This is a genomic window from Shinella sp. NM-101 (assembly GCF_021401195.1).
In the GTDB taxonomy this organism is placed as follows: domain Bacteria; phylum Pseudomonadota; class Alphaproteobacteria; order Rhizobiales; family Rhizobiaceae; genus Shinella.
Window position 1 is genome coordinate 236,920 of record NZ_JACBFT010000003.1, and the last position, 24,471, is coordinate 261,390.

The window sequence follows — 24,471 nt, forward strand, 5'->3', positions numbered from 1 at the left end:
GGGGTAAGCCCTTCCCCCTTGTGGGGAGGGGGAGGGGCCTCGGCCTTACTGGAACGGCCGGGGGATCGGGATAGGGACGATCGCCGGCAGCGTCGTGTCGGAGGCGATCACCGATTCGATGGTCGCGCCGCCGCCCCCGGCCCCTGCCGAGAAGGCGAGCGCATTCGAGGCGCCGCCATTGCCCCGGTAGGTCACCTCCTGCTCGGAGGATGGCGAGGCGCTCGCCAGCACCGTGCTGCAGGCCTTGGGCAGGTCGGAAAGCGTGACGAAGCGCGGCTTGACGGGCTTTGCGTGCTTCTTCGGCTTCGGCTTTTCCCAGGGCTCCTTGGTGAACCACCAGGCAAGCGATTGATCGCAGCCGTCGCCGGCCGGCACGCGGGCCTGCGGCTTGCAGCCGGGGGTGCCTTCCGGGCAGCGGATGCGGATGTGGAAATGCTCGTCGTGGCCATAGATCGGCCGCACCTTGCCGAGCAGCGAGCGGTCGCCCTGCCAGGTCTCGCAAAGCTTCTTCTTGATCGCCGGGTTGACGAAGACGCGCTCGACCTGAGGATAGCTCGCCGCCTTCATGACGAGGCGGGCGTGCGTGGAGGTCCAGCGGCGCGAATCGACCGTCAGGAACTTGCTCTTGTCGAGCATGGAGGTGAAGGGCAGCTTCTCGCGTTCCTCGGCGGACAGGCGATGGTCCGGCATCGGCGTGAACCAGATGTCGGCATCGAGGCCGACCTGGTGCGAGGCGTGGCCCGACAGCATCGGCCCGCCGCGCGGCTGCGAGATGTCGCCGAGCAGCAGCCCCGGCCAGCCGAGCTGCCGTGCATCCTGCGAGAACTGCTCCAGCAGCGCGATCATGTTGGGATGCCCCCAGCGGCGGTTGCGCGACAGGCGCATCGCCTGCCAGGCCGGGCCGTCCGTCGGGATCGCCACAGCGCCGGCAATGCAGCCCTTCGCATAGGACCCGTAGGGGCTCGTGGCCATGTTCGCCGGCAGGCGCTGGGCGCCGAACAGCTCCTTGGCCGGCCGCTCCTCGGCCGCAAGCGGCGAGGCGAGCGCGCTCAGCGCAAGGCCGGCGGCGATCAGGCAGATGGTCAGTCGGGAAGGCAGGAAATGGGCTGGCATCGTCCGGTCTCGAAAGTCGCAATGGTTGCGAAAGGTTAAACGGTCATCCTTTCGCAGAAGTGAATCCCCGGCCGGAATAGGCACGGCAAAAACCGCCCCTTTCATGGCGGGCCTGTCATTTGCCCGGATTTTGCCTATTCTCTCGCGCATGCTTCGGCAAGGATACGAAAGGGAATTGGCAAATGCAGGCAGCCTTCGGGAAAATGGTGTTCACTACGGCTTTCGCCCTGTCGCTCATGGTCGCGGCCGGCGCGAAGGCCGAGGAACCGGTATGGCGCAGCGGCCTTTCCACCATCGGCGAGTTGAAACACCCGAACGGCTTTGCGCATTTCGATTACGTCGATCCGGACGCGCCCAAGGGCGGCGAGCTGAAACTCTCCCAGACCGGCACCTACGACACGTTCAACCCCATCCTCTCCAGGGGCGAGGTGGCATCGGGCGTCTCCTCCCTGGTCTTCGATACGCTGCTGAAATCCGCCGAGGACGAGATCACCACCGCCTATGGCCTGCTCGCCGAGGGCGTGTCCTTTCCGGACGACATCTCCTCGGCGACCTTCCGCCTCAGGGCGGAGGCGAAATGGGCCGACGGCCAGCCGGTGACGCCGGAGGACGTGGTCTTTTCCTTCGAGAAGTCGAAGGAGCACAATCCGCTGCTTGCCAATTACTACAGGCATGTCGTCTCGGCGGAGAAGACCGGCGAGCGCGACGTCACCTTCCGTTTCGACGAGAAGAACAATCAGGAGCTTCCGAACATCCTCGGCCAGTTCCAGATCCTGCCCAGGCACTGGTGGGAGGGCACGGACGCCAAGGGCAACAAGCGCGACATAAGCCGCACGACGCTGGAGCCGGTCATGGGCTCGGGTCCCTACCGGATCGCCTCGTTCCAGGCCGGCGGCTCCGTCCGCTTCGAGCGGCGCGACGACTATTGGGGCAAGGACCTCAACGTGAATGTCGGCCAGAACAATTTCGGCGCGATCACCTATACGTTCTTCGGCGACCGCAACGTGGAATTCGAGGCCTTCCGCGCCGGCAACGTCGATTTCTACCGCGACAACTCGTCGAGCCACTGGATGACCGCCTATGACTTCCCGGCCGCCAAGGACGGCCGCATCGTGCGCGAGGAGATCGAGAACCCGCTGCGCGCCACCGGCATCATGCAGGCCTTCGTGCCGAACATGCGGCGGGAGAAGTTCAGGGACCAGCGGGTGCGCGAGGCGCTGAACTACGCCTACGATTTCGAAAGCCTCAACCGCAACCTCGCCTATGGCCGGCTGAACCGCATCGACAGCTATTTCTGGGGCACTGAGCTTGCCTCCTCCGGCCTGCCGGAGGGCCGCGAGAAGGAAATCCTGGAGGAGCTGAAGGACAAGGTGCCGCCGGCCGTCTTCACCACGCCCTACACCAATCCTGTCTCCGGCGACCCGAAGAAGGCGCGCGAGAACCTGCGCACGGCGCTGACGCTCTTCAAGGACGCGGGCTACGAACTGAAGAACCGCAAGCTGGTGAACGTGAAGACGGGCGAGCCCTTCGGCATCGAGATCCTGCTCTCCAATCCCTCGCAGGAGCGCACGGTCCTGCCCTATGTGAAGAGCCTCACCGATATCGGCATCGACGCGCGCATCCGCACGGTCGACAGTTCGCAATACACCAATCGCGTCCGCAGCTTCGATTATGACATGCTCTATGGCATCTGGGCGCAGACGCTGGTGCCGGGCAACGAGCAGGTCGACTACTGGGGCTCCTCCTCGGTCGACCAGCAGGGCTCGCGCAACTATGCCGGCATCGCAGATCCCGCCATCGACGAACTGATCCGCCGGATCATCTTCGCGCCGGACCGCGCCGAGCTCGTCGCCACCGTCAAGGCGATGGACCGCGTGCTGCTCGCCCATCACTATCTCGTGCCGATGTTCTATTCCAGGTCGGTGCAGGTCGCCTACTGGAACCACCTCGCCCGGCCGAAGGATCTGCCCTATTACGGCCTCGGCTTCCCTGATGTCTGGTGGTCGAAGAACGCCGCGAAATGAGCCGGGGCTTGCGCCCGCAAGCTGGCTGGGTTCCATATAGCGGGAACGAATCACCGTCGCGGCAGGCGGCGGCAGAACGGAAGGGTTGGGCTTGACCGGCTGGACATCCACGCAAGCTATCAGGGCGGGTGATCGCTGATGGGCGCCTATATCCTGCGCCGCATCCTGCTGATGATCCCGACGATCTTCGGCATCATGGCGATCTCGTTCGCGATCGTGCAGTTCGCGCCGGGCGGCCCGGTCGAGCAGGTCATCGCGGACCTGACGAGCCAGGGCGGCGGCGACCGGCTTTCCGGCGGCGGCGACATGCTGCAGGAGGTCGGGCAGGACAGCGCCTATCGCGGCGCGCGCGGCCTCGATCCGGAATTCATCGCCAAGCTGGAAAAGCAGTTCGGCTTCGACAAGCCGCCGCTCGAGCGCTTCTTCACGATGATGTGGGACTACATGCGCTTCGACTTCGGCGAAAGCTTCTTCCGCAACACCTCGGTGGTCGACCTCATCGCGCAGAAGATGCCGGTCTCCATCTCGCTCGGCGTGTGGATCCTCGTCTTCTCCTACGCCATCTCCATCCCGCTCGGCATCCACAAGGCGGTGAAGGACGGCTCGGCCTTCGACGTCTGGACGTCGGGCATCATCATCATCGGCTATGCGGTGCCGAGCTTCCTCTTCGGCATCCTGCTGATCGTGCTCTTTGCCGGCGGCTCGTTCCTCGACTGGTTCCCGCTGCGCGGCATCGTCTCGGACAATTTCGACAGCCTCGCCTGGTGGCAGAAACCGCTCGACTACATGTGGCACATGACGCTGCCGCTGATCACGCTGCTGCTTTCCGCCTTCGCCACGACGACGCTCCTGACGAAGAATTCCTTCATCGACGAGATCAAGAAGCAATATGTCACGACGGCCCGTGCCAAGGGCCTGACCGAGAGCCAGGTGCTCTACGGCCACGTCTTCCGCAACGCCATGCTGATCATCATCGCCGGCTTTCCCGGCGCCTTCATCTCGGCCTTCTTCACCGGCTCGCTGCTGATCGAATACATCTTCTCGCTCGATGGCCTCGGCCGCCTCGGCTACGATTCCATCGTCCGGCGCGACTATCCCATCGTCTTCGCAACGCTCTTCATCTTCTCGTTGATGGGCCTCGTCGTCTCCCTCGTCTCCGACCTCATCTATACCTGGGTCGATCCGCGCATCGATTTCGAGCGGAGGGACGTCTGATGGCCGCCATTACCGATACGACCCCCATCGCCCCGCCGAGGAAGGGCCTGCTCTCGCCGACCAACAAGCGGCGCTGGGAGAACTTCAAGGCGAACCGGCGCGGCTACTGGTCGCTCTGGATCTTCCTCGTCATCTTCGTGCTGAGCCTTTTCGCCGAGTGCATCGCCAACGACCGGCCGATCCTCGCCTCCTACAAGGGCGAGCTGCTCTTCCCCGTCGTCATCGCCTACCCGGAGGAAAAGTTCGGCGGCTTCCTCGCCGAGACCGACTACCGCTCCGATTTCATCACCGAGGAGATCGAGGCGAACGGCTGGATGATCTGGCCGCCGATCCGCTATTCCTACAGCTCGACCAATTCCAACATCCCGCACTCCGCACCGACCAAGCCCTTCTGGCTGATGTCGAAGGAGGAGCGCTGCTCCGGCTATCCGGACGGCGCGGCGGACGCGAACTGCAACTGGCACAATCTCAACTGGCTCGGCACGGACGACCAGGCGCGCGACGTGCTCGCCCGCGTCATCTACGGCTTCCGCATCTCGGTGCTCTTCGGCCTCGCGCTGACGATCTGCTCGGCCGTCGTCGGCGTGACGGCCGGCGCGATCCAGGGCTATTTCGGCGGCTGGACGGACCTCCTGATGCAGCGCTTCATCGAGATATGGTCCTCGATGCCGGTGCTCTACATCCTGCTCATCATCGCCGCCATCCTGCCGCCCGGCTTCTGGATCCTGCTCGGCATCATGCTGCTCTTCTCCTGGGTCGGCTTCGTCGGCGTGGTGCGCGCCGAATTCCTGCGCGCCCGCAATTTCGAATATGTCCGGGCGGCCCGGGCGCTCGGCGTCGGCAATGCGACGATCATGGCGCGGCACCTCCTGCCGAATGCGATGGTCGCGACGCTCACCTTCCTGCCCTTCATCCTGTCGGGCTCGATTACCACGCTCACCTCGCTCGACTTCCTCGGCTTCGGCATGCCGCCCGGCTCGCCCTCGCTCGGTGAGCTGATCGCACAGGGCAAGGAGAACCTTCAGGCGCCGTGGCTCGGCCTCACCGCCTTCGTCGTCATGTCCGTCATGCTGTCGCTGCTGATCTTCGTCGGCGAAGCGACGCGCGACGCCTTCGATCCGAGGAAGACCTTCCGGTGAGCGCTCCCGAAACCATCCTTTCCGTCCGCGACCTGTCGGTGGCCTTCCATCAGGGCGGCAACACCTCGCTCGCCGTCGACCGCGTCTCCTTCGAGATCCGGCGCGGCGAGGTCGTCGCCCTCGTCGGCGAATCGGGCTCCGGCAAGTCGGTGACGGCGAACTCGGTCCTGAGGCTGCTGCCCTATCCCGCCGCGAGCCATCCGTCGGGCGAGATCGTCTTCAACGGCAAGGACCTCCTGAAAGCGTCGGATGCGAGCCTGCGCGACGTGCGCGGCAACGACATCACCATGATCTTCCAGGAGCCGATGACCTCGCTCAATCCGCTCCATTCCATCGAACGGCAGATCGGCGAGATCCTGAAGCTGCACCAGGATATCGAAGGCCCCGCCGCGCGTGCGAAAATCCTCGAACTGCTCAATCAGGTCGGCATCCGCGAGCCGGAAAAGCGCCTCGCCGCCTATCCGCACGAGCTCTCGGGCGGCCAGCGCCAGCGCGTGATGATCGCCATGGCGCTCGCCAACCGCCCGGAACTCCTGATCGCCGACGAGCCGACCACCGCGCTCGACGTCACCGTGCAGGCGCAGATCCTCGAACTGCTGAAGAACCTCAAGGAAGAGCACGGCATGTCCATGCTCTTCATCACCCACGACCTCGGCATCGTGCGCAAGTTCGCCGATCGGGTCTGTGTGATGACCAAGGGCAGGATCGTCGAGACCGGCCCGGTCGAGGAGATCTTCACCAACCCGCAGCACGCCTACACCCGCCACCTGCTCGCCTCCGAGCCGCGGGGCGAGCCGCGCCCGGCCGACGACAGCCAGCCCATCGTCGTGGAGGCGCAGGACGTCAAGGTCTGGTTCCCGATCAAGGCCGGCTTCATGCGCCGCGTGGTCGATTACGTGAAGGCCGTCGACGGCATCGACCTGACGCTGCGCGCCGGCCACACGCTCGGCGTCGTCGGCGAATCGGGCTCCGGCAAGACGACGCTCGGCCTCGCGCTGACACGGCTCATCTCGTCGAAGGGCCGCATCGCCTTCGTCGGGCAGGAGATCGCCGGCCATTCCTTCGCCGAGATGCGGCCGCTGCGCCGCCGCATGCAGATCGTCTTCCAGGACCCCTATGGCTCGCTTTCGCCGCGCATGTCGGTCGCCGATATCGTCGCGGAGGGCCTGAAGATCCACGAGCCCTCGCTTTCCGAGGCCGAGCGCGACCACCGCGTCGCCGCCGCGCTGGAGGAAACCGGCCTCGATCCCACGACGCGCTGGCGCTACCCGCACGAATTCTCCGGCGGCCAGCGCCAGCGCATCGCGATCGCCCGCGCCATGGTGCTGAAACCCGAATTCGTCATGCTGGACGAACCGACCTCCGCGCTCGACATGAGCGTGCAGGCACAGGTGGTCGAGCTCTTGCGCGATCTTCAGGCGAAGCACAATCTCGCCTATCTCTTCATCAGCCACGACCTCAAGGTCGTGCGCGCGCTCGCCAACGACATCATCGTCATGCGCGGCGGGCGCGTGGTGGAGAAGGGCAGGGCGAAGGACATCATCGAGCGGCCGGGCGAGGCCTATACCAAGGCCCTCATGGCCGCGGCCTTCAACCTTGAAGCCGTCCGCAGCGAGACGATAAGCCAGTAGCAGCAGGAAGCAGCATGTCGACGAAAAGCCCGGTCATCATCGATCTGAAATTCGACCAGGAAGAGGTCGCCGCCGCGCTCAAGGGCGCATTTCCCGAGCGCGAGGTGATCAACCTGCTGCATCCGGCAAACCGCAACCGCGACCTTTCCGGCATCGACTACGCCGTGGTCTGGCGGCCAAGCGCCGATCTCTTCTCCCGGGCGAGGGATCTCAAGGTCGTCTTCTCCGGCGGTGCCGGCGTCGATCACGTCCTGACGCTGCCCGGCCTGCCGGACGTGCCGCTCGTCCGCTTCGTCGACGACACGCTGACGACCCGCATGAGCGAATGGATCGTCATGCAATGCCTCATGCACCTGCGCCAGCACCAGGCCTACGAGGCGCTGCGGCAAAAGCGCATCTGGCGCGAGCTTCCCCAGCCCGAGGCGAAGGACATCACCGTCGGCATCATGGGCTTCGGCGTGCTCGGTCAGGATTCGGCGCAAAAGCTGAAGGCCCTCGGCTTCAACGTCATCGGCTGGTCGAAGAGCGGCCGCAAGGCCGAGGGCTTCGAGACCTATGACGAGAAGGGACTCGACGCCTTCCTTGGCAGGACCGATTTCCTCGTCGGCCTGCTGCCGCTGACGCCGGATACGCGCGATATCTACAATACCGGCCTCTTCACCCGCCTCAGCCGCAAGGGCCCGTTCGGCGCCCCGGTCTTCATCAATGGCGGCCGCGGCGGCAGCCAGGTCGAGGCCGACATCGTCGCCTCCGTCAACGACGGCACGCTCCATGGCGCCTCGCTCGACGTCTTCCAGCAGGAGCCGCTGCCGCTCGAAAGCCCGTTCTGGTCGATGGACAGGGTCCTCATGACCCCCCACGCCGCCGCCGCCTCCGACGTCGCCGCCCTCTTCCGCCACGTCGCCCACCAGATCGGTCGGCTGGAAAGCGGCAAGCCGCTGGAGCACCTGGTGGACCGCGGCGCGGGGTATTGAGCCATGTCCAGGACCACCCGCGCCACCCAGGCCCTCGCTAGGGCGGGGGTTTCCTTCACCGTCCACACCTATGATTACGATCCGACCGCCGACCGCGTCGGCATCCAGGCGGCCGAGGCGCTTAGGGAGGATCCGGCGCGCGTCCTCAAGACGCTGATGGCGGAGGTGGACGGCAAGCCGGTCTGCGTCATCGTGCCTTCCGACCGCGAAGTCAGCATGAAGAAGCTGGCGAGCGCCTTCAAGGGCAAGTCGGCCAGCATGATGACGCCGGCCGATGCCGAGCGGCTGACCGGCTTCGTCGTCGGCGGCATCAGCCCCTTCGGCCAGAAGAAGCAGGTGCCGACCGCCATCGAGGCGGAAGCGCTGGCGCACGAGGCGGTCTACATGAACGGCGGCCAGCGCGGCCTCCAGGTGCGCCTTGACCCGCGCGATGTGGTGACGGCGCTGAAGGCGATCGTCGTGCCGGTTGTCGCCTGAAGCGCCTTCTCATCGGCCCATTGGCGCACTAAGTTTCCCTTATCCGCTTCGCAAACCAGACAGGCATGCCATGACCGTTCCAGCCAGTTCCGCCTCCCCCGTCGATCCGCAAAAGCTCGAGAAACTCGCCGAAGTCGCCGTGCGCGTCGGTCTCCAGCTCCGGAAGGGGCAGGACCTCGTGATGACCGCGCCGATCGCCGCGCTGCCGCTCGTCCGCCTCATCACCAAGCACGCTTATATTGCCGGCGCCGGCCTCGTCAGCACCTTCTATGCCGACGAGGAAGCGACGCTCGCCCGCTACCGCCACGCGCCGGACGAAAGCTTCGACCGCGCGACGGACTGGCTCTACGAGGGCATGGCCAAGGCCTATGCCAACGGCGCGGCGCGCCTTGCCATCGCGGGGGACAACCCGATGCTGCTCTCCGGCGAGGACCCTGCCAGGGTTGCCCGGGCCAACAAGGCCAATTCCACCGCCTACCGGCCGGCGCTGGAGAAGATCGCCAATTTCGACATCAACTGGAACATCGTCTCCTACCCGAACCCCTCCTGGGCGAAGCAGGTCTTCCCTGATGATCCGGAGAACGTGGCGGTCGAAAAGCTCGCCAACGCCATCTTCGCCGCCTCGCGCGTCGATGTCGCCGATCCGGTCGCCGCCTGGGCGGAGCACAATGCCAACCTCGCCCGCCGCTCGGCCTGGCTGAACGGCGAGCGTTTCTCCGCCCTGCACTTCAAGGGACCCGGCACGGACCTGACGATCGGCCTTGCCGATGGTCACGAATGGCATGGCGGCGCCTCCATGGCGAAGAACGGCATCACCTGCAACCCGAACATCCCGACCGAGGAGGTCTTCACCACGCCTCATGCGCTGCGCGTCGAGGGCCATGTCTCCTCCACCAAGCCGCTCTCCCACCAGGGCACGCTGATCGACGACATCCAGGTGCGTTTCGAGGGCGGCCGCATCGTCGAGGCGAAGGCCTCGAAGGGCGAGGCGGTGCTGAACAAGGTGCTGGACACGGACGAGGGCGCGCGCCGGCTCGGCGAAGTGGCGCTGGTGCCGCATTCCTCGCCGATCTCGGCGAGCGGCATCCTCTTCTACAACACGCTGTTCGACGAGAACGCCTCCTGCCACATCGCGCTCGGCCAGTGCTATTCCAAGTGCTTCCTCGACGGCGCGAGCCTTTCACCGGAGCAGATCCGCGCGCAGGGCGGCAATGAAAGCCTCATTCACATCGACTGGATGATCGGCTCGAACACGGTGGACATCGACGGCATCCGCGCCGATGGCAGCCGCGCCGCCGTCATGCGCGCCGGCGAGTGGGCGTGATCTTTCAGCCAGGGCGGCTGGAGAAACGCTGACAAGGCCGACCCCCTTCTCCTCGGCCGTCCGGCCTTGCGGCTCGGGGAGGGGCCGTCAGCGAGCGGCAGGCGACACCGCCTGCCCGCCGCCGGCAGGCCGCGCCGCTGCCGCCTGTGCCCGCTGGCCGAGCCAGACGCTGGCCAGCACCACCGCCATGCCGGTGATCTGCAGCAGGCCGAGGTCCTGCCGGAGCAGCGCCCAGCCCAGGACGACGGCGACGAGGGGGCTGAGGAAGCCGAGCGGCGAGACCGTCGCCGGATCGAGCCGCGCAAGGCCGCGGAACCAGACGATATAGGTGAGGGCTCCGCCGATCACGCCGAGATAGAGGAAGCCGACGAGGTTCTGCGTCGTCGGCACCGGCAGGGCCGGTTCGAGGAAGAGTGCGGCGGGCACCAGCAGCAGGCCGCCGGCCGTGAGCTGCCAGGCGGTGAAGGTCAGCGGCGGCACCGGCGGCTGCCAGTGGCGCGAGAGCACGGTGCCGAAGGCCATGGAGACGGCACCGGCAAGGCCCGCCGCGATGCCGATCGGGTCCAGCGCGGCGGCCGGCGTCAGCACCAGCAGCGCGACGCCGCCGATGCCGGCAAGGCCGGCGAGAACCTGGAGCGGCCGCACCGCCGTGCCCATGATGGCGCGCGACAGGCCGAGCACGATCAGCGGCTGGATGGCCCCGACCGTCGCGGCGACGCCGCCCGGCAGGCGGTAGGCCGAAACGAAAAGCATCGCCCAGAAGACGGAGAAGTTCAGCGCGCCGAGCAGGAAGCTGCGCGGCCACCAGACGCCCTCCGGCAGCCGGCGCACGAGCAGCAGCAGGAGAAGCCCGGCGGGAAGGGCGCGCAGCATGGCGACGGTCAGCGGATAGCCGGCGGGTAGCAGCTCGGTGGTGACGATATAGGTGCTGCCCCAGATGGCAGGGGCGACGGCGGTCAGGAGGATGTCGGAGGCGCGGGACACGAATTGTCTCCATCAAAAGAATCTTGAAATCAAGATATATCGTTTTATCTTGACGTCAAGATAATCTCTGCTTTAGTCGCACCATGGATCACGTCGACAGAATTCTCGAACAGTGGCGGCGCGAGCGGCCGGACCTCGATGTCGAGCCGATGGGCCTGCTCGGCCGGCTGGCGCGGCTGCGCACCCACCTTGCCCGCGAGGTCGAAAGAACGCTCGTGGCGCATGGGCTCAATTCGGCGAGCTTCGACGTCCTGGCGACGCTGCGCCGCGCCGGCCCGCCCTGCAAGCTTTCGCCCGGCGACCTCATCGCGACGACCATGGTCAGCTCCGGCACCATGACCAACCGGCTTGACCAGTTGGAGAAGGCGGGTCTGATCGAGCGCGCGCACAATCCGGACGACCGGCGCGGCGTCATCATCGCGTTGACGCCGAAGGGCTTTGCGCTGGTGGATGAGGCGGTGACCGCGCATGTCGCGAACCAGCACCGGCTGCTTGCGGGGTTGAGCCTGGAGGAGCGCGCGGCGCTGGATGGGTTGTTGCGGAAATTTCTGAAAGAGTTTGAGTAACACGCTGCTGGAGCGTCCCACCCTTGCCTGCCGGGCGTCTCCCTCCAACAAGTCGGGAGATTGGATGGGGTGCTGTTCTGCCCATCCTCGACGTCGCTGGTAGAGCAAGGCTCTCATCTTGCCGATCCCCCCTTGTGGGGGATATGCCGGGCAGGGCAGCGGTGCCTGACGCGTAAGTGTGCGTTTGAGCTCAGATCCGTCCAGCGAGCCTTTCGACCCTCAGGAGATGGGCTTTGCGCTTCCTGTCGCCGATGCGGTCCATGTCGTAGAGATTGACCAGCCTGAAATCGAGGCCCTTTGCACAGAAGGCGGCGATGCCGCGCTTGAGGAGGCGCCTTACGGGATTGCCCATGTAGAGATGCACCACCCACCAGGGCGAGCCCGTCGTGGTGAAGGCCCAGAAGAGGCGGATGTTGCCGAGCCGCGGCTGGATGCGCCCGCCGTCCGGATCGTTCTCGAAGGCGATGCCCGGCGCGAAGACCCGGTCGAAGAAGCCCTTCAGGATGGCCGGGAAATTGAACCACCACTGCGGAAAGACGAGCACCAGGCCGTCCGCCTGTTTCAGCCGGGAGACGAAGGGCTCTGCGTCCGAGGGATCGTAGGACGGCTCGAAATAGCGCGACCGTTCGGACGGGGTCAGCCGCGGATCGAAGCCCTCGCGGTAGAGGTCGAGCAGGTCGACCGCATGGCCGTTCGCGGCCAGCGTCCCGCGCACCGTCTCGGCGACGCTTGCGGCGAAGCTGTCCTCCAGCGGATGGGCGAGCACGACGAGAATGCGCATGGTGGCCTCAGAACAGCGAGCCCTGGCGGGGCGCCGGCTTTTCCTCTTCCGCCTTCGCAGGCTTCCTGCGCGGCGGGCCGCCGCCCGATCCGGTGACGGCATCCACCGTGCCGTCTGCGAATTCGATGGCGATGGACCGCCCGGGCCCGAGGCTGGCGGCACCCTTCACCGGCGCACCCTCCTCGTCGCGCACCAGCGCATAGCCGCGCTTCAGGACATTACGGTAGGAGAGCGATTGCAGCATGCGGTCCTGCGCCTGAAGCAGCGCGCGGCGGCGGGCGAGATCCCCGGCGAGCGCGCTTTCGGCGCGCAGCACAAGACCCCTGAGCCGGTCGGAGGAACGCTCCGTCCGCGCCTTGATGCGGGCGGGTGTCGCGCGCAGCGACACGTCGAAGGCGGAAAGGCGGGCGCGAAGCTGGTCGAGCCGGCGCTCGACGATGCGCTCGGCCCTCATGAGGCGGTCGGCGACGCACTGGCGGCGCTCGGCGATGCGGGTGAGGAGCATGTCGGGCCGAAGGTGGGCGGCGGTGCGCTCGAAGGCGCGGCGCTTGTTCACCGTGTTCATCTGGAGCCCCCGCCCGAGCCCGGCGGCGGCCTCGTCGAAGCGGCGGCGCGGCAGGGCGAGAAGCTGGTCGAGCGAGGGAAGCGCCCGGGCGAGTGCGCGAATCCCCTGCCGGCGGTTGTCCATCTGGCGGGCCGTCGCCCCGCGAAGGCGCGCGGCGAGCGAGGCGACTTCCGCATCGAGGTCGGCCTTGACCGGCACGGCCATTTCGGCCGCGCCCGTCGGCGTCGGGGCGCGGCGGTCGCTCGCATGGTCGATCAGCGTCCAGTCGGTCTCGTGGCCGACGGCGGAGATCAGAGGGATCTGCGAGGCGGCGGCGGCGCGCACGACGATCTCGTCGTTGAAGCTCCAGAGATCCTCGAGGCTGCCCCCGCCGCGCGCGACGATCAGCACGTCCGGCCGCCGGATCGGCCCGAACGGGTCCAGCGTGTTGAAGCCCTCGATGGCGGCCGCCACCTCCTGCCCCGAGCCTTCGCCCTGCACCTTCACCGGCCAGACGACGACATGGACCGGGAAGCGGTCGGCGATGCGGTGGAGGATGTCGCGGATGACCGCGCCGGTCGGCGAGGTCACGACGCCGATGACCCTCGGCAGGAAGGGCAGGGGCTTCTTGCGCTCCGCGTCGAACAGTCCTTCGGCGGCGAGCTTGCGGCGGCGCTCCTCCAGCAGCGCCATCAGCGCGCCGGCGCCGGCCGGCTCCAGCGTCTCGATGACGATCTGGTATTTCGAGGAGCCGGGGAAGGTGGTGATCTTGCCGGTGGCGATCACCTCCATGCCCTCTTCCGGCTTGAAGCGCAGGCGCGAGAAGCTGCCCTTCCAGATCACCGCGTCGATGCGCGCCCGGTCGTCCTTCAGCGAGAAATAGGCGTGCCCCGAGGAATGCGGGCCGCGGTAGCCGGAAATCTCGCCGCGCACCCGAACCTGGTCGAAGGCCTGCTCGACGGTGCGCTTGATGGAGCCGGAAAGCTCCGACACCGAATATTCGGCAAGGTTCGAGGGCGAATCAGTCTCGGAAAAGAAGCTCATGCTCGCAAGTGTAGTGCGTTTCGCCCCGGATGACAGCGCGCGGCGGGCTGCATCCCCAGCCGGCTCGCCCTATTCCGGCTTCACCCGGTAGAGCCGGAGGACGGCATCTTCCGTGCCGGCGATGGGTTCCAGATAGGCCGGCACCTTGCCCTTGAGGAGATCGGCATAGAGGCCGCCGGGCTCGGCCTTTGCGATGTCGCGGGTCTGTGCGTCGTCGTTGCAGAAGGCGAGCAGCGTGACATGGGCGCCGCGCAGGAAGGCTTCCGACTGCTGCGGACTGGAAAGGCCGATATGCAGCTCCGTCAGCATGCCGCCCTGGTTGCGGTGATAGGGCGCGGAAAGCACGCGGTGGCCGGTATGGCGCAGGATCGCCGCGCCGAGATTGGAGGCCCCGGCCACCACGCCGGCGGGCTCGGCGGCAAGCGGAGCGATCGACGCCGCGGCCGTGCAGGAGGGGCGTGCGACCTGCGGGGTGGAAAGCCCGGTGCGCAGCGTGTCCTGCGAACGCCCCGGCAGGAGCGCGCCGGCGAGCGCCCAGGTGGCGGGCACCGAGGCGAGCGTCACGCCGATGAAGGCAAGGCCCGCGCCGAGGTTCTTCGGGTCGGCATTGGCCTTGCGCCTGAGATCGGTGATGGCAAGGCCGAGCGGCAGGGCCGAGAGCATGTTGGCGAAGATCGCGCCGCGGATCTGGAAGAGCGAGACGGCAAAGGCGGTCGCCAGCAGGCCGAGGACGATGAGATGCCCCTCCGCCGCCTGCCCGCGGCGGATGCGCCAGAGGCAGGCGAGCATGGCGAGGAGGCTCGGCGCGTAGAAGCTGCCGACCGACCCCGGATCGAGCTTGAACTGCGCGACGGCCGATTGCGCCTCGATGACGCCGGCAAGCCAGAAGGCCTTCAGCAGCGGGTCGAGCGCATCGAGCGGATTGGCAAGGCAGCCGGGCGCAATGACGAGGACCGACGCGGCAATCGCCGCGCCCGCGCCGGCAAGGGCCAGGAGCCGGCCGCCGAAAGACCGGCCGCTCGCCAGCGAGGCGGTGAGGAACAGCGTGCCGCCGCCGAGCGTGGCGAGCGCATAGAAGCCGTAGGAGAGGCTGTCGCAGGTCACCTGCGTGTAGCGGGAGGGCGCGACGGTCGAAAAGAAGGCGAGCGTGATCGTCGATGCCAGCGCAAGGCCGAAGGCGGCCGCGGCCTCACGGAAGGCCCGTCCGTGCCATGCCCAGCGCAGCGCCACGATAAGGCAGACGGCGCCGATCAGCGGCGTGGTCTCCACCCCGATGGCGATGGCAAGGCCGGCGAGCATGCTGGCCACCGCATGGTCGCGCGCGCGCATCCGGGGATCGAGCAGCATGGCCGCGATGCAGGCGATGATGGCGAGCTGGACGTTATGGTGGTCGATGGAGCCCGGCTGGAAGCGGTTGAGCGCGACGACGAAGACGGTCGTCAGCACCAGCGTCGCATGCATGGCGGCCTTGCCGCCAAGCCGCCAGGCCGCAAGCCCCATGCCCGCCAGCACCGGCACGACCGTGAGGGCCGGCCAGACGGCAAGCGCGATCGCTTCGGCCTGCCGCTCTTGCGTGAACAGCGAGAAGAAGCTGATGAGGTTGGCGATCGGCAGGTCGATGAAGCGCGACCAGTGCATCAGCGTGCCGCCGTCGAGACCGAGACGGTACTGCGTCGTGTCGAACCAGCTCTGGCCGGCGAGCAGGTCGCGCACCACGACGAGCCGCATCGTGTCGTCGTTGTCGGACCCGACATAGTCGGTGGCGAAGGGCAGCGAGACGGCGAGCAGCAGCGCGATCGCGACGAGGCAATAAAGGGCAAGCACTCCGGGCGTCATGCCCTGACGGCGCGCCTGTTTCTCCGGTTGCGCGAGCGCCAGCGCCGCAGGCATGGATTTCGACACGGGAGGTCCTTTCCGCCGCCGTTGGAAGCCAGCCGAAACCTAGCCTTAACCTTCTCAAGAAATAGTAAAGCCGGCGGCCGCATGAGGCTGGTTCGCCCTGGAGACCGCGCTGCCATGACGCAAGCCTTGCTGGAAGACCTCGACATCGCCGTGCTGCTGCCCTGCTACAACGAGGCGCAGACGATCGGCGACGTCGTGACCGGGTTCCGCGCCGCCCTGCCGACCGCCCGCGTCTATGTCTACGACAACAACTCCACCGATTCGACCGCGCTACGCGCCGCGCTTGCCGGTGCGACCGTCGTGCGCGAGCGCCGCCAGGGCAAGGGCAATGTGGTGCGCCGCATGTTCTCCGACATTGAGGCGGACATCTACATCATGGCCGACGGCGACGGCACCTATGCCGCCTCCGATGCGCCGGAACTGATCCGCACCCTCATCACCGAGGGCGCCGACATGGTGGTAGGCACGCGTCGCGGCGTGCGCGCGGATGCCGGCCGGCAGGGCCACGCCTTCGGCAACCGCATCTTCAACACGCTGTTCCGCTCGCTCTTCGGCAACGATTTCTCCGATATCTTCTCCGGCTACCGCGCCTTCTCGCGCCGCTTCGCCAAGAGTTTCCCGGCCGTTTCCGGCGGCTTCGAGATCGAGACGGAGATGTCGGTGCACGCCTCGCGGCTGCGCCTGCCGGTCGCCGAACTGGAGCTCGACTACGGCCGCCGCCCGGAAGGCTCGCATTCCAAGCTCTCGACCTTCCGCGACGGCGCAAGGATCCTCTGGATGTTCGCCATGCTGATGAAGGAGACGCGTCCGTTCACCTTCTTCGGCGCGATCAGCGGCGGCTTCATGGCCCTCAGCCTCACCTTCATGGCGCCGGTGCTGGGGGAATATTTCCGCACCGGCCTCGTCGACCGCATGCCGACCTGGGTCTTCTCGCTCGTGCTGATGATGATCTCGTTCCTCGTCTTCTCGGCCGGCCTCATCCTCGATTCGCTCGCCCGCGCCAGGGCCGAGCAGTTGCGCATCCACTACATGAACCTGCCCGCCGGCCGGCACGTCAGGTCTGCCCGCAAGGCCGCGGACAAGGCCGCACGCCACCTCGCTGCCTGAGCCCAATCGTTGAGAACAGCCAAATGAACCGGGAAACCACCAACCGCATCCGCTTCGTGATCGAGGACGTGCTGCCGCCGATCCTGCGCGATTCCGCGCTGTTCAGGCAGGCCGCCAGCCTCGTCTGGGGCAAGCACATCACCAAGCTGGCAAGGTTCCGCGAGCGCGCGCCGTTCCTCACCGCCGGGGAATACGAGGACCTTTACCGCGAGCATCCGCGCGTCCACGCCGGCACGGACAATTCCCAGGCCTGCATCGACCGGATCGTCGCCTCCATCGCCGGCGAGAGCGTATGCGACGTCGGCTGCGGCACCGGCGCGCTGCTGAGCCACGTCAAGGCGGGCAATCCCGGCCTGAAGCGGCTGACGGGCGTCGATTTCGTCGTGGAGGATGCGGCCGGCATCGACGGCGTCGAATATGTCGCCGCGATGATCGAATCCCTGCCCTTCTCGGACGGCGAGTTCGACACGGTCGTCTGCACCCATGTCATCGAGCATGTGCTGGAATACCGCCAGGCGATCGCCGAGCTGCGCCGCATCGCGCGCCGCCGGCTGATCATCGTCGTGCCGCGCGAGCGGGAGTACCGCTACAGCTTCAACCCGCACTTCAATTTCTTCCCCTATACGCATTCCTTCCTGCGGGCCGCGCATCCGGTGCCGGCGCACCATCTGTGCGTCGATATCGGCCGCGACATCTTCTACATGGAAGACCGTTCGGAGCCGGACGCGTGACCACGGGCGGCTACAGCCCCGCCATCTGGGCCGGTCTCCTCGGCACGCCGCTCATGATCGCGGCGGGGCAGGTGCTCTTCAAGCTGACGAGCGGCACGACGGGCGAGTTCGGCGTCAAGGGCCTGGCCGCCCTGATGCTCAACCCGCTGCTGCTGGCGGCGCTCGCCATCTACGGCGCGGGCACGATCATCTGGATCTTCGTGCTGAAAGCGGTGCCGCTGACGATCGGCTACTCCTTCATGGCGCTGACCTTCTGCTTCGTGCCGGTCCTGGCCAGCGTCTTCCTCGGCGAGGCGCTGACGCTGCGCTACGTCCTCGGCGCCGCCCTCATCATCGGCGGCATGTTCGTCATCAACGGCTGACCGCGCCCTCGAAATGCGCCCGCGTTTCGGCGTCGGCCGGAAAGAAGCTCTCGATCAGCACGCCCTGCACCAGCGCATCCTGCGCCGAGCCGAAGGAGGTGAGCGTGGTGATCCAGTTGAAGCACCTGGTGCCGATCTTCATCTCGATGGGCAGGACGGGAAGCCGGTCGGTTTCCGGGAAGGCCGCGAGTGCGGCCCTCATGTCCGCCTCCGCGGCCAGCCGCTCGATGCGCCTGAGGAGCGGGCTGCGCGGCCCCTGCAGCCAGGCCTCGGCGCGGATGCGGTGCACGAGGTCCGCGGCCGACTGCGCCCAGTTGACGACAATGGAGCGCAGCGGCGTCTGGCCGAGAAAGGCATCGAGGAAATTGTCGCCCGGCGAAACCGCGATGCCGGCCATGCCGGCAAGGCCGAGAAAAGCCTGGTTCGCCGTCAGGACGTTGTATTCGTGATCGAAGACGACGCCGGGATAGGGATCGTGACGGGCAAGGATGAGACCGATCGCCTCCGCCACCGCAGGCGGAAAGGCGCAAAGGCCCGCGGCCGGCGATGTCGCGAAGCGCGGCCGGAAGCCGGCGGCGGAAAAGAGCGCGCCCTGGTCGCGCGCCGGAATGTCCAGCACGGCTGACAGCCGGAGGATCATGCCTTCCGAAGGACGCGAGCGGCCGGTCTCCAGAAAGGAGAGGTGGCGGGCGGAAATGCCGGCCTCGCTCGCCAGTTCCAGCTGGCTGAGACGCCTGTGGCTGCGCCACTCCCGGAGGTGTTCGCCGAATTCCATGTCGTTCTCCGTTGTTCTCCGGCGCACTAAACAGGAGCGGCGGCATGATTTCCATTACCTCCAAGGTAATTGGTTTGCCGCTCCCGTCGCGGCAGGGTCGGCCCGTCGACAACGAAAGGAGCCCATCATGTTCGCAGCCCTCAACCGCAACCTCCTGAAATCCGTCATGCTCGCCGACGGCGCCTTCTGCCTCGCCGCAGGCCTCGTCCTCCTCGCCTTCTCCGGTCCGGTCGGCAGCCTTGTCGGGCCGCTCGCGACGCCGGCCCTCGTCACCGGCTTTGCCGCCTTCTTCCTCCTGTGGGGTGTCTTCCACCTTGCCGTCGGCCGCCAGCAGCGGCCGTCGCCTGCCGCCGTGCGCCTTGCGGCCGCCGGCGACGCGCTCTGGGTCCTCGGCAGCATTGCCGTCCTCCTGCTTGCCCGCGGCGGGCTGACGCCGGCCGGCATCGGCATCGTTGCGATTGCCGCGGTTGCGGTGGCCGACATCCTGCTTCTCAAGCAGATCGGCCTCGGCCGCCAGCAGCGCGCCATGGTCGCTTGAGCCCCGGCCGTGCCATGGCCCTTCGCCTCGGTGCGAAAGCGGCAGGCGAAGGCTGTTTCTACCCCGCGGGAGAGATTCCCCTTGTTGAAAAAATGCACTACCGTCGCGCCGGATGAAAACGGGGAGCCCTTCATGCGCGTCATCTTTTCCGAGGACCACAAGCTCAGGAACGCTCGCAGCGAGCTTTACGGCGGGGAACTGGTGCCGCCCTTCGAGGCGCCGTTCCGGGCGGAATGGATCCTCGCGGCGGTCAAGGACGCCGGCTTCACCGATGTTTCCGCGCCGGCCCACCACGGGCTCGAAACCGCGCTGAAAGTACACGATGCCGGCTATCTCTCGTTCCTGGAGACCGCCTGGGAGCAGTGGAAGGCCGCCGGCTACAAGGGCGAGGCGATCGCCACCTCCTTTCCCGTGCGCCGCACCTCGCCGCGCATCCCGACCCAGATCGACGGCCTGCTCGGCTATTATTGCAACGCCTCCGAGACGGCGATCTCACCCGGCACCTGGGAGGCGGCGCTCTCCTCGATGCAGACGGCGCTGACGGCGGCCGATATCGTCGCCGGCGGGGCGAAGGCCGCCTTCGCGCTCTGCCGCCCGCCGGGCCATCACGCCGGCATCGACAGCTTCGGCGGTTATTGCTTCATCAACAACGCCGCCGTCGCCGCCCAGCATTTCCTCGACAGGGGGGCGAGGAAGGTCGCCATCCTCGACGTCGACTTCCACCATGGCAACGGCACGCAGGATATCTTCTACGAACGCGGCGACGTCTATTTCGCCTCGCTGCATGGCGATCCGGCCGAAGCCTTCCCGCATTTCCTCGGCTATGCCGAGGAGACAGGCAAGGGCGCGGGCGAAGGCGCCACCCAGAACTATCCGATGCCGCCCGGCACGCCCTGGTCCGTCTGGGAGGCGGCGCTCGTCGATTCGCTGAAGCGCATCTCCGCCTTCGGTGCGGAGGTGATCGTGCTGTCGCTCGGCGTCGACACCTTCGAGAAGGACCCGATCTCCTTCTTCAAGCTGACCTCGCCCGATTACGTGACGATGGGACGGGCGGTCGCGGCGAGCGGCGTGCCTGTGCTCGTCGTCATGGAGGGCGGCTACGGCGTGCCGGAAATCGGCCTCAACGTCGCCAACACGCTGCGCGGCATCGCCGGCTGAAGGGCAGCATCAGTTTTACTGAAGCAAGGTATCACGAATATCCGTTTGCGGGACGCCCGGCCCTCCTCTAGACCGGTCGCGGCGTCCGGTCGGCCTTGCACACAGGTCCGGGCGCCGGGTCTGGGGAGGGTCTTTCATGGCAGATGGGCAATTAGCGGGGCGCACCGGCAATGCGGGGCTCCCTTTGGGCGTGTTGCTGTGCCTCGCCTCCATGTCGAGCATCCAGTTCGGCTCGGCCTTTTCCGCGACGGCGATCTCCGCCTACGGGCCGTCCACGACCACCTTCTTCCGCCTTCTCATGGCGGCGGCGGCGCTGGCGGTCATCGTGCGCCCGCCGGTGCGTTCCTACAGCCGCGCGCAGTGGAAGAGCGCGCTGGCGCTCGGCGCCACCATGGCGGCGATGACGCTGTGCTTCTTCGCGGCCATCGACCGCATCCCCTCGGGCTTGCCGTGGCGATCGAGTTCCTCGGCCCGCTCGCCGTCGCCACCTGGTCGCTCGGCGGCGGCTGGCGGCTGGTCTGGCCGCTTGCCGCCTTCGTCGGCGTCGTGCTCCTGTCCCATGACGGCGAAGGGTGGATCGGCGATCCCGCCGGCGTGCTCTTTGCCTGCGGCGCGGGTATCGGCTGGGGCACCTACATCGTCCTCATGAAGAAGACCGGCGCGATGTTCCGGGGGCTGGAGGGCCTCTCCATGTCGCTGCTCGTGGCGGCCGCCGTTGCCGCCCCGTTCGGCCTGCCGCGGGCGCAGGAGGCGCTGAACCCGGAGGGCCTCGGCATGATGCTCGGCCTTGCCGTGCTCGTGCCGCTCCTTCCCTATGCGCTGGAAATGATCGCGCTGCGCCGCATGCCCATGTCCGCCTTCGGCATCCTGATGAGCCTCGAGCCGGCGCTCGGTGCGCTTGCGGGCTTCCTGGTGCTCGGCCAGCCGATGACGCCGTTCCAGATTCTCGGCACCGGGCTGGTGGTTGCCGCGAGCGCGGGCGTCACCTCGAGTGCAAACGGGCCGGCGTGAGCGAAAGAGGGGCCTCTTTCATGTTCCTGCCGCAATCGCTAGGTTGAAGCAGAATCATCGAAACCTCCGGGGACCCACATGTACAAGAAATGCGTGATCGTCGCGGTTGCCGCGGCCTTTCTTTCCGCCTGCACGACGACCGATCCCTACACGGGCGAGCAGAAGGTCTCCAACACCGCCGGCGGCGCGGCCATCGGCGCGGGCATGGGCGCCGTCGCCGGCCTCCTCATCGGCAACAATCCCGTCCAGCGCCGCAACGCGGCCCTGATCGGCGCCGGCGTCGGCGCGCTCGCGGGCGGTGCCATCGGCAACTACATGGACAACCAGGAAGCCGAACTGCGCGCGCAGCTCCAGGGCACCGGCGTCTCCGTCACGCGCAACGGCGACCGCATCATCCTCAACATGCCCTCGAACATCACCTTTGCGACCGACCAGGACCGGGTGATCCCGCCGTTCTACCCGACGCTCGATTCCGTCGCCATCGTGCTGCGCAAGTTCGACAAGACGCTGATCGACGTCGACGGCCACACCGATTCGGTCGGCAATGCCGGCTACAACCAGGACCTTTCCGAGCGCCGCGCCAATTCGGTCGCCAACTACCTTGCCTCGCGCGGCATCGACCCGCGGCGCATGTCGGCGATGGGCTACGGCCTGGAGCGCCCGATCGCCTCCAATGCCTCGGAAGCCGGCCGCGCGCAGAACCGCCGCGTCGAGATCTCCATCTCGCCGCTGCGCCAGGGTTAAGCCCCGGCCTTATCGCTGCAAATCTCCGAAGGGCCGTCCCGCGGCCCTTCGGACGACGGGCAAAGTCCCGAAGACCTCTCCTTCGTCATGCTCGGGCGTGCCCCGGGCCTCCCCAGGCCATTGAGGAAAATGCATCCACTCCTCAAGTCCGAGCATGACGGCAGCGGGTGAGGCGAAATTGCCTTCAGCCTGCAGGCCGTCCTACGGCCCTTCCCGGTCCGGCGCCCATTCCAGCCGCTTGTAGTCGAAGCCGTATTTGAGCGTCGGCTTGACGATCTCGAAATAGGGCGAGAGGTCGAAGTCGCGCGGCGTGTAGAGCGAATGGTGGCGGATGTGCAGGATCTCCTGCCGCGAATAGGTCGAGGTCGCCGCCGCGTGGCCGGGCGCGCGCGTCACCTCCGGCAGGATCGGGTAGCGGATCGCCTCGAAGGCTTCCGCGATCAGCGTCGAGCAGATCGCCCGCGTCGGATCGCCCGAGCCGAAGGCGATCATCCGGCGGCGCCAGCGCACCGGCACGGGCGGCGTCGGCAGGAAATAGCGCAGCATGTCCGTGATGTTCTTCATGTCGTATTTCAGGCCGAGCCGCGAGACCATGAAGACGACGAGCGCGTCCCGGTCCTCCGGCGTCAGGCCGACGGGGCGGCAGATGCGCGTGTTGTAGGTGCGGTACTTGGTGAGCGGCACCGCGACGCAGCCTTCCCCCAGATTGACCTCGATGAGCTGCGGCCGCTCCGTGGCGGGCAGCGCCGCCTGGTCCAGCGTCACCGGCACCTCGTCGCCGACGAAGAGGGCCGCATGCGACCAGGTCGACTGCGTCAGGTACTTGATCGCCGCCGAGACCTTCTGGTTGCCCTCGACGAGCAGCACGTCGCCCGGGCGCAACGTGCGCGCCAGCGTTTCGGGATCGGACGGCGTGTAGGGCTCGTAGCCGGAGGTCTGGCTTTGCAGCCGGTCGGCGAGGCGGCGGCCGAGGCGGTCGAACAGCGTGTCGCGGCTTGCGGAAAGCGGCTTCAGTCCGGCGGTCACGTCATGTCCTTCGCAGTCTCGTGTCGCGCCACTCTAGCCTCACGCCGCGCGTCCTGTCGAGCTTGACCGAGACGCGGCGCATCCTATATTTAGAATAATTCTAAACTGGATCGCCACCGATGTTCTCCCGCCTCATCCGCCCCGGCAAACGCAGCCTCGAATCGCTCGGCGAGCAGGAAATCCTCGCCCTCGCCATCTCCTCCGAGGAGGACGACGGCCGTATCTATCTCGCCTATGCCGATGCATTGCGCGATGCCTATCCCCACTCCGCCCGCATCTTCGAGGACATGGCGGCGGAAGAGAGCCATCACCGCCAGATGCTGATCGACCGGCACATCGAGCGTTTCGGCGACCGCATTCCGCTGGTGCGGCGCGAACATGTGCGCGACTTCCCGGAGCGCAAGCCCGACTGGCTGATCCAGAACATGACGCTCGACGCGATCCGCGAGCAGGCCGAGGCCATGGAGGGGGCGGCGCACCGCTTCTACCTGACGGCCGCCGCGCGCACGCAGGACGCCCAGACGCGCAAGCTGCTGGGCGATCTTGCGTTGGCGGAGAAGTCGCACGAATCGCTCGCCCACCGGCTCGGCGAGGAGCACACGCCGCAGGACGTGCGCGCGGAGGAGGACCAGACGGCGCGGCGGCAATTCGTGCTGACCTATGTGCAGCCCGGCCTTGCCGGCCTGATGGACGGCTCGGTCTCGACGCTCGCGCCGATCTTCGCCGCCGCCTTCGCCACGCAGGATACCTGGCAGACCTTCCTCGTCGGCCTGTCGGCTTCCGTGGGCGCGGGCATCTCGATGGGCTTCACCGAAGCCGCCCATGACGACGGCAAGCTCTCCGGCCGCGGCTCGCCGGTGAAACGCGGCCTCGCCTCGGGCATCATGACGGCACTCGGCGGCCTCGGCCACGCGCTGCCCTATCTCATTCCGAATTTCATGCTGGCGACGACCATCGCCGTCGTCGTCGTCTTCATCGAGCTCTGGGCCATCGCCTTCATCCAGAACCGCTACATGGAAACGCCGTTCTTCCGCGCCGTGATGCAGGTCGTCCTCGGCGGCAGCCTCGTGCTGGCGGCGGGGGTGCTGATCGGCAACGCGTGAGGGATGGGTGTTCTAGCGCCGCGTCGGGCGATTCATGTCCCGCACCACCCAGCGGAAGAAGACATAGACGCCGACCCCTATGAAGGCGACCGGCAGGAGATTGGCAGCAGCCTCCATTTCGACCTCGATATCCTCCCAAGGAGGGAATGAAGGTCGCATTAACCAATCTGCTATGCGGGAAACGGTGGCAAATCGTTC

The 24,471-nt window shown here is 67.1% G+C and carries 22 protein-coding genes and 1 pseudogene; 16 read left to right on the top strand and 7 right to left on the bottom strand.

Going from position 1 to position 24,471, the window contains the following annotated elements; genetic code table 11:
• Positions 1-45 precede the first annotated feature (45 nt).
• A complete protein-coding gene (mepA, locus tag L0976_RS08150; RefSeq protein ID WP_234186875.1) occupies positions 46-1,113 on the bottom strand; it encodes a penicillin-insensitive murein endopeptidase in 1,068 nt (355 codons plus the stop codon).
• A 203-nt stretch (positions 1,114-1,316) separates the two neighbouring features.
• On the opposite strand from mepA, the gene L0976_RS08155 reads away from it, so the two are divergent.
• The 7 genes from L0976_RS08155 to L0976_RS08185 all read left to right on the top strand — a co-directional run bounded on the left by L0976_RS08155 (position 1,317) and on the right by L0976_RS08185 (position 9,897).
• A complete protein-coding gene (locus tag L0976_RS08155) occupies positions 1,317-3,137 on the top strand; it encodes an extracellular solute-binding protein (protein ID WP_234187064.1) in 1,821 nt (606 codons plus the stop codon).
• Positions 3,138-3,275: 138 nt separating this feature from the next.
• Positions 3,276-4,352 carry a microcin C ABC transporter permease YejB gene (locus tag L0976_RS08160; protein ID WP_234186876.1) on the top strand — a complete coding sequence of 359 codons (1,077 nt, stop codon included), beginning with the start codon at positions 3,276-3,278 and terminating at the stop codon, positions 4,350-4,352.
• Positions 4,352-5,491: an ABC transporter permease gene (locus tag L0976_RS08165; RefSeq protein WP_234186877.1), complete on the top strand. Its 1,140-nt coding sequence runs from the start codon at positions 4,352-4,354 to the stop codon at positions 5,489-5,491. The genes L0976_RS08160 and L0976_RS08165 overlap by 1 nt, the downstream gene beginning before the upstream one ends.
• Positions 5,488-7,122 carry an ABC transporter ATP-binding protein gene (locus L0976_RS08170; protein ID WP_234186878.1) on the top strand — a complete coding sequence of 545 codons (1,635 nt, stop codon included), beginning with the start codon at positions 5,488-5,490 and terminating at the stop codon, positions 7,120-7,122. The genes L0976_RS08165 and L0976_RS08170 overlap by 4 nt, the downstream gene beginning before the upstream one ends.
• A gap of 14 nt (positions 7,123-7,136) precedes the next feature.
• The gene (locus L0976_RS08175) at positions 7,137-8,096 is read left to right on the top strand and encodes a glyoxylate/hydroxypyruvate reductase A (RefSeq protein ID WP_234186879.1); all 960 of its coding nucleotides are present in this window, start codon (positions 7,137-7,139) and stop codon (positions 8,094-8,096) included.
• Positions 8,097-8,099: 3 nt separating this feature from the next.
• Complete coding sequence (gene ybaK / locus L0976_RS08180) at positions 8,100-8,573, top strand: Cys-tRNA(Pro) deacylase (RefSeq protein ID WP_234186880.1); 474 nt, start codon at positions 8,100-8,102, stop codon at positions 8,571-8,573.
• A 70-nt stretch (positions 8,574-8,643) separates the two neighbouring features.
• The gene (locus tag L0976_RS08185) at positions 8,644-9,897 is read left to right on the top strand and encodes an aminopeptidase (RefSeq protein WP_234186881.1); all 1,254 of its coding nucleotides are present in this window, start codon (positions 8,644-8,646) and stop codon (positions 9,895-9,897) included.
• A gap of 87 nt (positions 9,898-9,984) precedes the next feature.
• On the opposite strand, the gene L0976_RS08190 is transcribed toward L0976_RS08185, so the two are convergent.
• Positions 9,985-10,881: an EamA family transporter gene (locus tag L0976_RS08190; protein ID WP_203317148.1), complete on the bottom strand. Its 897-nt coding sequence runs from the start codon at positions 10,879-10,881 to the stop codon at positions 9,985-9,987.
• An 83-nt stretch (positions 10,882-10,964) separates the two neighbouring features.
• Between L0976_RS08190 and L0976_RS08195 the strand changes: the two genes are divergently transcribed.
• A complete protein-coding gene (locus L0976_RS08195; protein ID WP_234186882.1) occupies positions 10,965-11,447 on the top strand; it encodes a MarR family winged helix-turn-helix transcriptional regulator in 483 nt (160 codons plus the stop codon).
• Between the two features lie 190 nt (positions 11,448-11,637).
• Here the strand turns inward: L0976_RS08195 and L0976_RS08200 are convergent, their stop codons facing one another.
• From L0976_RS08200 to L0976_RS08210, 3 genes are all read right to left on the bottom strand, one after another.
• Complete coding sequence (locus L0976_RS08200) at positions 11,638-12,228, bottom strand: NAD(P)H-dependent oxidoreductase (RefSeq protein WP_234186883.1); 591 nt, start codon at positions 12,226-12,228, stop codon at positions 11,638-11,640.
• Between the two features lie 7 nt (positions 12,229-12,235).
• The gene (gene xseA, locus L0976_RS08205) at positions 12,236-13,816 is read right to left on the bottom strand and encodes an exodeoxyribonuclease VII large subunit (protein ID WP_234186884.1); all 1,581 of its coding nucleotides are present in this window, start codon (positions 13,814-13,816) and stop codon (positions 12,236-12,238) included.
• Positions 13,817-13,885: 69 nt separating this feature from the next.
• Positions 13,886-15,718: a hypothetical protein gene (locus L0976_RS08210; RefSeq protein WP_234186885.1), complete on the bottom strand. Its 1,833-nt coding sequence runs from the start codon at positions 15,716-15,718 to the stop codon at positions 13,886-13,888.
• A 114-nt stretch (positions 15,719-15,832) separates the two neighbouring features.
• On the opposite strand from L0976_RS08210, the gene L0976_RS08215 reads away from it, so the two are divergent.
• The 3 genes from L0976_RS08215 to L0976_RS08225 are packed head-to-tail and all read left to right on the top strand — an operon-like array spanning position 15,833 to position 17,918.
• A complete protein-coding gene (locus L0976_RS08215) occupies positions 15,833-16,825 on the top strand; it encodes a glycosyltransferase (protein WP_203317153.1) in 993 nt (330 codons plus the stop codon).
• 23 nt (positions 16,826-16,848) lie between these two features.
• A complete protein-coding gene (locus tag L0976_RS08220) occupies positions 16,849-17,556 on the top strand; it encodes a bifunctional 2-polyprenyl-6-hydroxyphenol methylase/3-demethylubiquinol 3-O-methyltransferase UbiG (protein WP_234186886.1) in 708 nt (235 codons plus the stop codon).
• Entirely contained in the window at positions 17,553-17,918 is a 366-nt protein-coding gene (locus L0976_RS08225; RefSeq protein WP_234186887.1) for a transporter, read from the top strand. The genes L0976_RS08220 and L0976_RS08225 overlap by 4 nt, the downstream gene beginning before the upstream one ends.
• On the opposite strand, the gene L0976_RS08230 is transcribed toward L0976_RS08225, so the two are convergent.
• Entirely contained in the window at positions 17,908-18,693 is a 786-nt protein-coding gene (locus L0976_RS08230) for a helix-turn-helix domain-containing protein (protein ID WP_234186888.1), read from the bottom strand. The genes L0976_RS08225 and L0976_RS08230 overlap by 11 nt on opposite strands.
• 127 nt (positions 18,694-18,820) lie before the next feature.
• Between L0976_RS08230 and L0976_RS08235 the strand changes: the two genes are divergently transcribed.
• The 4 genes and pseudogenes from L0976_RS08235 to L0976_RS08250 all read left to right on the top strand — a co-directional run bounded on the left by L0976_RS08235 (position 18,821) and on the right by L0976_RS08250 (position 22,144).
• Positions 18,821-19,231 (top strand): hypothetical protein, encoded by a 411-nt coding sequence (locus tag L0976_RS08235; protein WP_234186889.1) that lies wholly within the window; start codon positions 18,821-18,823, stop codon positions 19,229-19,231.
• Positions 19,232-19,363: 132 nt separating this feature from the next.
• Positions 19,364-20,389 carry a histone deacetylase family protein gene (locus L0976_RS08240; protein WP_234186890.1) on the top strand — a complete coding sequence of 342 codons (1,026 nt, stop codon included), beginning with the start codon at positions 19,364-19,366 and terminating at the stop codon, positions 20,387-20,389.
• 136 nt (positions 20,390-20,525) lie between these two features.
• Positions 20,526-21,400: pseudogene (locus L0976_RS08245) on the top strand (DMT family transporter).
• Positions 21,401-21,478: 78 nt separating this feature from the next.
• Positions 21,479-22,144 carry an OmpA family protein gene (locus L0976_RS08250; protein WP_203317159.1) on the top strand — a complete coding sequence of 222 codons (666 nt, stop codon included), beginning with the start codon at positions 21,479-21,481 and terminating at the stop codon, positions 22,142-22,144.
• Positions 22,145-22,345: 201 nt separating this feature from the next.
• Here L0976_RS08250 and L0976_RS08255 read toward each other — a convergent pair whose 3' ends face one another.
• On the bottom strand, positions 22,346-23,170 hold the full coding sequence (locus L0976_RS08255; RefSeq protein ID WP_234186891.1) for a lipo-like protein: 825 nt from the start codon (positions 23,168-23,170) through the stop codon (positions 22,346-22,348).
• A gap of 119 nt (positions 23,171-23,289) precedes the next feature.
• Between L0976_RS08255 and mbfA the strand changes: the two genes are divergently transcribed.
• Complete coding sequence (gene mbfA / locus L0976_RS08260) at positions 23,290-24,273, top strand: iron exporter MbfA (protein ID WP_234186892.1); 984 nt, start codon at positions 23,290-23,292, stop codon at positions 24,271-24,273.
• Positions 24,274-24,471: the final 198 nt, after the last annotated feature.